General features: G+C 64.7%; 10 protein-coding genes and 1 tRNA gene. 6 read left to right on the top strand and 5 right to left on the bottom strand.

What is annotated here, in order from left to right; genetic code table 11:
- The first annotated feature begins 728 nt into the window (after positions 1-728).
- Positions 729-887, top strand: a complete 159-nt coding sequence (locus tag WDW90_RS32250; protein WP_336491684.1) for a hypothetical protein — start codon at positions 729-731, stop codon at positions 885-887.
- Positions 884-1,012, top strand: coding sequence for a hypothetical protein (locus WDW90_RS32245; protein ID WP_336491683.1), 129 nt, complete (start codon positions 884-886; stop codon positions 1,010-1,012). Before WDW90_RS32250 ends, WDW90_RS32245 begins: the two co-directional genes overlap by 4 nt.
- A gap of 257 nt (positions 1,013-1,269) precedes the next feature.
- Here WDW90_RS32245 and WDW90_RS32240 read toward each other — a convergent pair whose 3' ends face one another.
- Positions 1,270-3,360 (bottom strand): bifunctional DNA primase/polymerase, encoded by a 2,091-nt coding sequence (locus WDW90_RS32240; protein WP_336491682.1) that lies wholly within the window; start codon positions 3,358-3,360, stop codon positions 1,270-1,272.
- Positions 3,361-4,460: 1,100 nt separating this feature from the next.
- On the opposite strand from WDW90_RS32240, the gene WDW90_RS32235 reads away from it, so the two are divergent.
- Complete coding sequence (locus WDW90_RS32235) at positions 4,461-5,135, top strand: recombinase family protein (RefSeq protein WP_336491680.1); 675 nt, start codon at positions 4,461-4,463, stop codon at positions 5,133-5,135.
- 22 nt (positions 5,136-5,157) lie between these two features.
- Here the strand turns inward: WDW90_RS32235 and WDW90_RS32230 are convergent, their stop codons facing one another.
- Positions 5,158-5,592, bottom strand: coding sequence for a hypothetical protein (locus WDW90_RS32230; protein ID WP_336491679.1), 435 nt, complete (start codon positions 5,590-5,592; stop codon positions 5,158-5,160).
- 592 nt (positions 5,593-6,184) lie between these two features.
- On the opposite strand from WDW90_RS32230, the gene WDW90_RS32225 reads away from it, so the two are divergent.
- Positions 6,185-6,260, top strand: a tRNA-Ile gene (locus tag WDW90_RS32225).
- A gap of 854 nt (positions 6,261-7,114) precedes the next feature.
- On the opposite strand, the gene WDW90_RS32220 is transcribed toward WDW90_RS32225, so the two are convergent.
- From WDW90_RS32220 to WDW90_RS32210, 3 genes are all read right to left on the bottom strand, one after another.
- Positions 7,115-7,405 (bottom strand): hypothetical protein, encoded by a 291-nt coding sequence (locus WDW90_RS32220; RefSeq protein WP_336491678.1) that lies wholly within the window; start codon positions 7,403-7,405, stop codon positions 7,115-7,117.
- Positions 7,406-7,830: 425 nt separating this feature from the next.
- Positions 7,831-8,034, bottom strand: coding sequence for a hypothetical protein (locus tag WDW90_RS32215; protein ID WP_336491677.1), 204 nt, complete (start codon positions 8,032-8,034; stop codon positions 7,831-7,833).
- Positions 8,035-8,253: 219 nt separating this feature from the next.
- Positions 8,254-8,724: a response regulator gene (locus WDW90_RS32210; protein ID WP_336491676.1), complete on the bottom strand. Its 471-nt coding sequence runs from the start codon at positions 8,722-8,724 to the stop codon at positions 8,254-8,256.
- Between the two features lie 291 nt (positions 8,725-9,015).
- Between WDW90_RS32210 and WDW90_RS32205 the strand changes: the two genes are divergently transcribed.
- Positions 9,016-9,228, top strand: a complete 213-nt coding sequence (locus WDW90_RS32205) for a DUF551 domain-containing protein (RefSeq protein WP_336491675.1) — start codon at positions 9,016-9,018, stop codon at positions 9,226-9,228.
- Between the two features lie 58 nt (positions 9,229-9,286).
- Positions 9,287-9,580 (top strand): hypothetical protein, encoded by a 294-nt coding sequence (locus WDW90_RS32200; RefSeq protein ID WP_336491673.1) that lies wholly within the window; start codon positions 9,287-9,289, stop codon positions 9,578-9,580.
- Positions 9,581-9,687 lie beyond the last annotated feature (107 nt).

Below are 9,687 nucleotides of genomic sequence, written 5' to 3'. Positions count from 1 at the left end.
GAACGACGATTTCTGCCTCCGCTGCACTTGCCGCTAGAACCATCCCGAGGAGCCCGATCAGAACCGCGCGCATTCCCGTCTTCGCTACTCGCATGGGTCCAACGTCAGCGTGAGGCCCGACAACGGGCCATCCTGGATGGCAGCTCCGATTATGTCATCGGAAGGGGCGTGCTGTGCCCATGAGACACCAGGGGCGGTCGAGCCCTTCCACGAAAAGCCCATCACGGCCGGCGTCGCTTTCGGCGTGACGTCGTAGCGAACCGTGAACCGTTCGGCTCGATAGGCAACCTCGATGGCCGCCCACCGCCGAGCCCCAGCCCGTCGGACCTCGCGCATCGTTTGGCCAATCAAGTCTGGTCGGTTCACGGGACGGTTGCCAGGAGACCCTGCGTCCTCAACGGAGTAGGTCGTTGGGCAGAATCTCGCCTCTGCCACACTGGCGCTCAGAGCTGCCCCGACCAGACCCACCCAGACCGCGCGCATGCCCATCCCCCGCCGCTGCCCGCGGCCTTGCGCAGGATCATCGCCGATCCGAGCCGGGCGGGCGAGAGAGCAGAGTGCGGGTGCTGTGAGGGCCTAGGAATTTGGGCCTGCAACGGTGCTGCAAGGACCGCGTGGGCTGACAAGCCATGAGCAGCACAAGGATTGTGGGCGGCCGGGTGCGCAGGCACCCTGCTCTCACCGCCTGCCTGGATGACGGCTGCCCATGTCAGAACCGAAGCAAGCTGGTGCGCGTGCTGACCGCCGAAGTGCCCGGTGGCTATGAACTCACGATCGAAGCCGACGACGCTCGCGTGCTGCGGCTGATCGCTACGGCTCATCAGGTCGAGGCTCCGGCTCGCCAGTTCACCAAGTTGGTCGAGGATGACGAGCAAGCCGGCGGGTGAGCACGCAGGCGGGCAGCGCCGCCACGCAACGCGCTGGTGCTGTCATGACCCTGCTCGCACTGCTCGCCGCCGGCAACTTCGTGGTCGCCGCCAGCTTTTCCATCGTGGCGCTCGCCGCGGATTGAGAGGCACCTCTTCAAGTCCTAGGCGCGGTCGTGCGGCTTGCTGCACCTTCCTTCGAATCCCCGGCAGATGCAGCCTTCAAAGCCCAGAGGAAAGGCTGCCCAGGTCGCGCCAGGGCACCCCATTTTCTCCACCCCAGTTCGGGCTTCGCCTCTCCACCGCACCACCCCCCACACCCCTGTAGGGTGGGGGGGCGGGGGTGGATTGGGGTGTTTTTTCTCCACCTTCCGCCCCCCACCTGCAGAGGTGGTGCGGAAGCTCAGTCGTTAGCCCATTCACCGACCTCGACGAACTTCTTGTCCTTGCCCTTGTCGTCCTTCTCGCTGACGACCCGGAACATGCCGGTCTCGATCCAGATCCGCAGCAGGCCCTTCACCTTCGCCAGATCGGGGGCCTTCTCCAGATTGAGCTTCAGAGCCCTGGCAATGGGTTGCCCAACCCATCGATGAGCCGACGGGTGCTCGCGCCAGCGGCCGGTGTTCACCTCGCTCTGAGCAGCCCTCAGATCGGACACCGTCACGCCTTCGAGCGGGTCCTTGCGCTTCCATGAGGCCACAACGGCCACGCGGTCGCCGTTGACCAGATCGACTGATACGAGCTGGTGCCACGTCGCCTTGTTGGGCGGCGGGGCGAGGTTGGCCTTGCCATTGTCGACCCGGAAGAAGGAACGCGGGCTTTCCACCCCCGCACCCGCAGCCTCCTGCTCGGTCATCGAGTTGAGGACCCGACCCGAGCGGGCCGCGGACAGGAGCGCGACGGCGCCGCGACCATCCTCCATGGTGACTTCGGCGCCGCCGGTCTTGCGGGCGTGATGCACCAGGTCGATCGCGCAGTTGGTCTCGTCCGCGATCCCGCTCCAGAGTTTGGCCACCCGGTCGATGCCGTTGTTGTCGTTCTCCGTGACCCGGTGAGAGGACACGAACGGGTCGATCATCACCACGTCAATGGCATTCTCCTGGATGGTCCGGATCAGCGCCTCCCGCACGGGCGCGTTGACCGTGATGCCGCTCCTGGTCTGCTCCGCGACCACGATCTCGGTCGTGCGGCCGGAGTCCAGGAACAGCCAGCCGTTCACCTCCTCGGGCATGAGGTCGTAGTGCTGCATGGCCGCCAGCACGCGCCGCTGCAGCTCCTCGAGCGGATCCTCACCGTTCCAGAGCCAGACCCGCGCCCTCTCGGTCGGTGTCACATCGAGGAGCGGCTTGCCGGTGGCCATGGCGAGCGCCTCGACGATGCCGAGCGACGACTTGCCGACGCCGCCGGGCGCGACCGTCACGCCGACGAACTGGCGGATGTAGTGGTGGCCGTAGATCCAGCGCCGCCGCGGGATCAGCAGCGGGTTGATCCAGACGAAGGGCGAGGCCTTGATCAGGACCGGAGCAGGGTGGAGCGCTGGCTGGAGCCCTGCACTGACCCACTGACCCGCCTCGCCGTTCTGGTTGGCGGGCAATTCGCGCGGCTTCAGGAGGCCGCTGCCGAGCCCGCTGGCGATCGTTCGTACCGCCTCAGTCCGCGGCAGCCCTGAGGCGGTGGCCGCGCGCAGCAACTCTTCGCGCACCAGGTCCGGCTGCAGAACGCCAGCTGCGGCGAGCGTCCCGAGGCTGAAGGCCGAGGCGTTAAGCTGATTGTTGCGCCGGCCTTGGCCCGAGGAGGCCACCGCCCGGCACTCCTCCTCGAACGCGCGAGCAGCATAACGGTCGAGGTGCGCCGGCGCGCTGGAGCGCTCCAGCGGCACGACGTTGGCCGGCTTCTCCTGCTTCGGCTCGCAGATCAGGTCGTAGAGCCACTCAGGGGCTTCTGCGAAGCGGCAGAAGTCGAGCGGCTCGGCGATCTCGTACCTGCGCCCGTCGGAGCGCCGGGAGGGCGGAGCGATGAGGTAGCCGCCATTGCCCCGCACGTTGATGTTAGCCGGAAGCCGGCCCTCCCGGTTTGTCACGGGGCGGTCCTCACGCCAGCGGAACAGGAGGTGACGCCCGCCGCTCGGCGTCAAGTGCGTGTGAGTGGCCGGAAGAGGGCCGTACTGCCGCTCCAGCTCGGCCAAGGCGGCAAGCCCGTCCGGGTCGCCTGATTTCTTCGGCACGTCCGGGTCGATCGCCCAGACGCCTGCCTCCCGCCCCGTGCGGATGCCGATCGCAGCGTTCGGCCAGCGCGTCCACCAGGAGATGATCTGCTCTCTATCGCGGGTGGCTTTGTAGAGGCCGCCAGTGCCTGGGACCTTCTCGCCGTTCGCGTCCTTGTCGCACTCGACGAGCGGCGCCTTGCCGACGCCCTCTCGTGCGGAGGGGCTGCAGGGGAACACGGCAAAGCCGCGCTCGGCCCAATCGAGGGCGGGCTGAAACATGTCGCTCATCGTGCGCCCTCCTGCGGCCCGATGCCGGCGAGGGTCACGATGACGGCGGCAACCTCCATGCTAACGCCGAGGCGACGTGCGATCTGATGGACTTGAAGCGACTGCGCTGTATCAGCAGCGTGAACTTCACTGATTGGAGCAGATGATTGTTGCGGCTGGCGCACAGGTTGTGTAAAGTAAATCACGAGAAAATTCCTTAATACGGCCTCGCGCGGTAGCCCCGTGTTCGGGGCCGTTTTTTCTTTGCTACGAAGCGTTTGGAGGATGGACGCAGGCAAGCGGCGGCGTTCACGGTGACGCCGCGTCTATCGCGTCTTCAGTCTTTTTGGGTGTTCGTTGTCATCTAGCCCGCGCGGCTATTGCACGCGCTTTGGCTGGCATCATCATTTATTGGGAGAACCACATTCAGTCTGGATTTTTATCCAATCGACGAGGGCAGTTCTACTCGCACAAAGAATGCGGCCTAGGCGGAAGTGCGGAAGGTGGCCCTGCTCCGCCAGATAGAAAATCTGGCGGTTGCTCCTGAGGCCTAGAAATTGCCGGATCGCACCGGCGCCGTGGAGTAGGTCGCTTGGTTCAGGAAAATGGGGCTGTGTCATGTGCGTGAGGTCCTATTCTGCTCCCGCGCACTTGCGGGCATGACAACGGACATGCCGGTGCGTCTCGCTGCTCAGAATTGAGCGCAAGCGGCGACGCGCTCGATGCCTGCTGGCGCCGAACGGCATGACAATTAGGTTTTTGGGTTTGCTGCGGTTCGGGAGCAGCCAGCGTGAGGCGAGCCGATCCCGAGTGCCAGAAACACAAAGCGCCCGTCAGGGCTAATCCTGCGGGCGCAACTTCTGCACCATAGGTAAATGCCACGCTTGATATGTCACGTCAAGGGGGTTGTTGGTGATCCTCAGGCAGGACAAGCACTTGATCGCCGGCGGTGTCGCGCATTGGCAGAATGCGCGACACCCGTAAGAAGGTTTTCTCCGCTATTCATGCGCTGCGCATGCCTGCATGTTTACAGACACCCACGACTTGACGCGGACTCCGGCCCTGTTACCAATCCATACGACCCGTATGGGATCGTAACAAGCGCGATCCGGAGCCCGCCAATGACCGCTCGCGCCCTCGTCGCTTACCTTCGCGTCTCGACCGATCGGCAGGGCAAGAGTGGGCTCGGGCTCGAGGCGCAGCGGGCCGCGATCAAGATCTTCGCGGCCACGCACGGGTTCGAGGTCGTGGCCGAGTTCGAGGAGGTCGAGACCGGCAAGGGCTCCGACGCACTGGAGCGCCGGCCTCAGCTGGCCGCAGCACTCGCCTCAGCCCGCAAACAGCGCTGCCCGGTTGTGGTGGCCAAGCTCGATCGGCTCTCGCGCGACGTGGCGTTCGTCGCCGGCCTGATGGCGCAGCGCGTGCCCTTCATCGTCACGGAACTCGGCTTGGACGCCGATCCCTTCATGCTGCACATCTATGCGGCGCTGGCCGAGAAGGAGCGCGCGTTGATCTCGGCCCGGACCAAAGCGGCGCTCGCCAGCAAGGTGGGCAAGGGCATTCTCGGCAACCGGACGAACTTAGGCGAGGCGAGCAGGGCCGGTGCAGCGGTGAAGGTGCGTGAGGCGGATGCCTTCGCGGCCAACACGCTGCCGCTGGTGCAGAAGCTCCAGGCGCAGGGCCTCACCACGTTGCGTGCCCTCGCTGCTGAGCTGAACGAGCGAGGTATCCCGACGGCGCGCGGCGGCACGTGGTCGGCCGTGCAGGTGAAGCGCGTGTTGGAGCGGGCGGCTTGAGGAGCTCGACTTCGGGCCAGGACTACTTGGCCCTAATGAGGACGCCATCGAACGTGCATTGTGCGCCATGCTCGCACGTGAGGTATCCCTGCTCTTTGACCAGCAGTGAACGGCCATTGAAGGAAAGGGTAAGACGGCAAGGGCTGGCGTTCCACGACGTGTTTAGGGCTTTGTGTCCAATAACAAGCTTCTTGCCCTGGAGCGCGCCGATGCCCTCTTCAACGCCAGTACAATTCTCCGCGGTCGTCACAAGGCGAACCTTGTATCGACCGCGAGATGTGGGCTCTACCTTTGCGTAGAGCTGCCACTTCAGGCCAGTACCACCTCTATCTTTGCCATCACCGTGGTAGAAACCCTCGATGGCGTTAGCCGGGGTTGCGGCGAGAGCGACCAGGACGGCAACAATTATCCTCACAGGAGCTATCCCTGGTGGGTTCTCACAGATCGGGCGCACCACGGGCCTTAACTCAACGGAGCCTCTGGAGCAGGGCTTCAGTTGCAGTATGTTTGATTACCAATCCGCTGGCACGTCACGCCATTGTTGAAATAAGTGGAATTGCCAATCCGTTGCGAATTTAACCCATCGCTCCCGTAAGTAGATCCCCCAATCCTCTGATCGGTGATGCCATTGCTATGGTAGGTCGTGTCGCCGATCTGCTGGCTGGTGGTTCCATTGCTAAGGTACATAGTTCCGCCGATCTGTTGGCTGGATGAACCATCATTACAGTATGTGAATGTCCCAATTTGCTGGCAGCTCCCTGCCGCAGCAGGCGTGCAGACTACGCCAAGAGTCATAGCTGCCAACGCAGCAACCATCAGTAGCGGCTTCATAATTCCCCCGAGAGCGCCCAGGCCGGCGCTGTGGAACAGGTCTCTCGGATAATTCTCCCAACGGTCAAGCTTCTGGCGCAATCCTGCGTTGCATAAGTGCTTGAATTGCCAGCGCTGCGTTCAGGTGGACACATCTCTGGGTGTCAAGCGCTGGGCAAAGCGTCGGAACTGGCCTCAGAATGACGGAGCCGCTAGGACGCGTTCGATTTCTTGAGTACGGGCTTGTAGCTCAATGGTTAGAGCCGACCGCTCATAACGGTCTGGTTGCAGGTTCGAGTCCTGCCGGGCCCACCACATCCCCCCGGCTCCCTCCGCGACGCGATCCTGCACTCAGCCGGCTCGAACGCGACCCACAGCCTGCGCCGCTCCAACGCCGACAAGCGCCGGGCCGTCCTTCTGCTTCTGGAGGACGAGGAATGGTCCGGTTGGACAGATGGCGAGATCGCGCGCCAGTGCAGCGTGTCACAGCCGTTCGTCTCGTCGATCCGGCGCTCTGTCACCCAAAACGTTTTGAGTGAGCCGGAGCCCCGGACCTATCAGGACCGCTACGGCAACGTCTCCGTGATGAGGACCGCCGCCATCGGCCGCAAGCCGGCCGAGGCGCCCACGAACTGTCTGTCAGGTTCGCACGTTCCCGTACATGTCCTTCTATCGGGTTACGATCCACGCTCACGGGCGCATGCGAGAGGTCAGTGCCAGCTGTGAACGAGAGCTTGCTCTCGCCGCGGAGTCGATCCTGCGGCAGTACGGCGACGCCATGCCGGTCGGCTGCGCAATTGACTGTTCCGATCCCGCTGCGAGAAGGCGCCTGACCCGCTACCTCAATGACGTGAGGCTCGAGTTGCTGATGGCGCCATAGCGAGCTGTCGCGCCTTTTTCTGTTCGCTCCGAACGATTGCCGCCCCCTATCCGCAGGCGCAGCATCGCTGTGCGCCCTGTCTAATGATGCGCAGGGTGGCAGGCACCGGCCGCACCGTCTCACCCCCCCCACGCGGTATGTGGTCGGTGGCCCCTGCCCGCCTCAGAACCGCTTCTTGGTCCCGCAGCTCGGGTATGGCCGCGATGCTGACCGCGATCAGGCGCCGCGCTCCCGTCAGGCCACGCGGCCTCGAGGCTGGTCCGGATAGCTGCCTAAGCGAAGGCGCGGTTCAGTGCTGAACGACGGCGTGGGGGTCGAGGTGCGACGCATGGGTGCCGGTCACAGACTCCACCGCGCCGTAGATCGAAACGTCGCCGCCGTTGTTGACGACGGCACCGTTGACCATGCCGCGAATATCCGCGGATCCGCCCTCTTCGACGATGACGTTCCCGTTCACCGTCCCGCGAAGGATGAGATGGATGCCCTCGGGCACGACCAGGTCGCCGTCGAGGAGGCCGTGGAAGGCAACGTCGCCGGCGAGCACCTGGCGGCCGACGTGGTGGCCCCTGATACTTTCCATCGCTCCGCTCCTCACATCGCGTTCGGCTGCGCCCGCTCAGAATGCGCCCTCTCCGGCGACAGGCCCAGCGGCTCCCTCAGTCCGCTCCGAACGCTTGCCGGTCCCTGCCCCGTGGCGCAGCATCGTCGTGCGCCTTGTCCGCGCAGGGTGCAGGCACCGGCCGCACACGTCTGACCTCCTCGTCTCAAACGTGGTGCGGTCGGTGACTCCTGCCCGCCTCACCCGGCCAGCCGGACACGAGCTGATAGGCAGGTAGCCTGCGCCTGCCACGCATCGCGTTCGGCTTGAAGGTCGAGCACCTGAGCATTCAGAGCCGCGATGGCGCCCTAGGAGTCCGTGGGACTAACGGGGGCGCAGATTTCCCCTCCGGAACGCAGTGGTTTGCCCTATCCTGCGACCTCGGCCGCCCACGCTCCGGACAAGGGCTAACGATACGAAGCGGCGCGCCGTGCTGCCTGAGCCATCAGGATGAAATCACGGGTCGTTGGGTGCTGCTTGCCGTCGGCAGCCGCTCGGCGGATCGGATCGGCGTCTTGCGACGGCTCCGCGGCATTCTCTGCCGTGGCGAGCAGACCTAGGCGATACGGCAGGCCCTGCAGCCAGCCGCTTTTCAGCAACTCCGTCAGCATCGCAGCCCCCTGCAAATCGCTTTGGAAAACCGATCCTGCCACGGCCATCGGGCGGTGCCCTTCACCATTTGTTAGGGGCCTGGTCGGTCGCCCTGGCCAAGGTGGCCTGGCATGCTGCGCCAACCCATTCTCGTCGCGCTGATTTTCGGAGTGCTCGCGGCCCTGATTTTTCTGGCGGCCAATGCGATCTTTGAGCGGCTGGCTCCCAACTGAGATCCCTTACGCGGCAAGAGCATTGCTGGGCTTGCGGGCCTGCGGGATGAGCAGGCTCTTGACCCGCGTGTAGGGCCGCGGGCGGTTGATCACCTCATCCAGGCGCGACCATAGGGTCTTGGGCGAGAACGGCTTTGCGATGACCTCGTTGACGCCCAGCCGGACGGCGCGCTCGACCCGGTCCTTGCGCGGCTGGGCCAACATCAGGATGAGCGGCACGGTCGGACAGGGCGAGGTGGAGAAGTCACGCGTCAGGCGGATGAACTCCTCGCCCGACAGGATGGCTAGGTCCCAGTCCAGGATGACGAGGTCCGGCTTGCTCTCAGCCAGCACACCGAGCGCCTCTGCCCCGTCCGGCGCCTCCAAGACGCGCCGGATGCCGACTCGCAGGAGCATGTCGCGCAGGATGCGGCGGATGTAGAGGCTATCGTCCACCACGAGGGTGGCGAGATCCGGTAGCTTGGGAGCGCCGATCACGAGAATGGCTTGCTGCAGGACAGAGCTGAGCCCGCACTTACAGGAGGTGGGTTAACGGCCTCTCCGGCGAAGGCTGGACATCAGGCGTACGGTCCTCGGAAGAGATCTCCCAGTGCCCTCCTCCGGAACAGCGTGGCCCGCCGCCGACGCTGATGCTCCGGCCGGTCGTGCAGCATGTAGCAGCGCTGGCAGCTGGCCGCGAGGTTCGCGTCCGTGTTGTTGGCGCTCCACCCCTTCTGAACCAATCGGTCTTCGGCATCCTTGTCTCAGTCCGAGGAGCCTGAGACGCCGATGACGAACACTTGGCAGCCAATCGACACAGCCCCAGAGCAGGAAGGCAGCAAGGTTCTGCTGTTTGACGGCAAGGATCAGTTCGTCGGCGTTCTGACCCACTACAGTCGGCATGGGCAGTGGCGCCTGTGGGCCGGAGCGAAGCCTGTTCCCTGGGACGGCCAGACGCCGACGCACTGGATGCCACTTCCTGAGCCTCCCGGCGAACATTGAACGTATTCGCTCATGGCAGCGTTTGGCCCCTCACATGAACCAGTGGGAGAAACGCACGATGAGCACGAAGACACTCGCCCTTGCCGCTGCCATGGCTCTTTCGCTGACGGGCGCTGTCTGGGCGCAGACGCCTGCCGGCGGCGGACGCACTGAGGGCAACATGAACAACCCCGGCAGCGTGAAGAGCAATACCGAGAAGGGCATGGAGCGCTCTACCGGCTCGGCCACAGGGGGCTCTATGGATACGTCCGGCGCTACGACGGGCACCACCGGCTCGACCAGCGGTCACAGCGGCGGCGGCAACATGAGCACCGGCGGCACGAGCGGCGGTTCAGGAGCCGGCGCTCGCTGAGCCCTCGCCCCATCCAAGCCAGCGAAGAGGGCCAGGTGATCCGGCCCTTTTTCTGCTGGATCTCGGCAGCCTCACCCGATGCCGCTTCTCGTCCAACGGCGAGATGT

This window comes from Methylobacterium nigriterrae, from assembly GCF_037106235.1.
Classification (GTDB): domain Bacteria; phylum Pseudomonadota; class Alphaproteobacteria; order Rhizobiales; family Beijerinckiaceae; genus Methylobacterium; species Methylobacterium nigriterrae.
The sequence above is the reverse complement of the archived record's forward strand: the minus strand, read 5'-3'. Positions and strand labels throughout refer to the sequence as shown.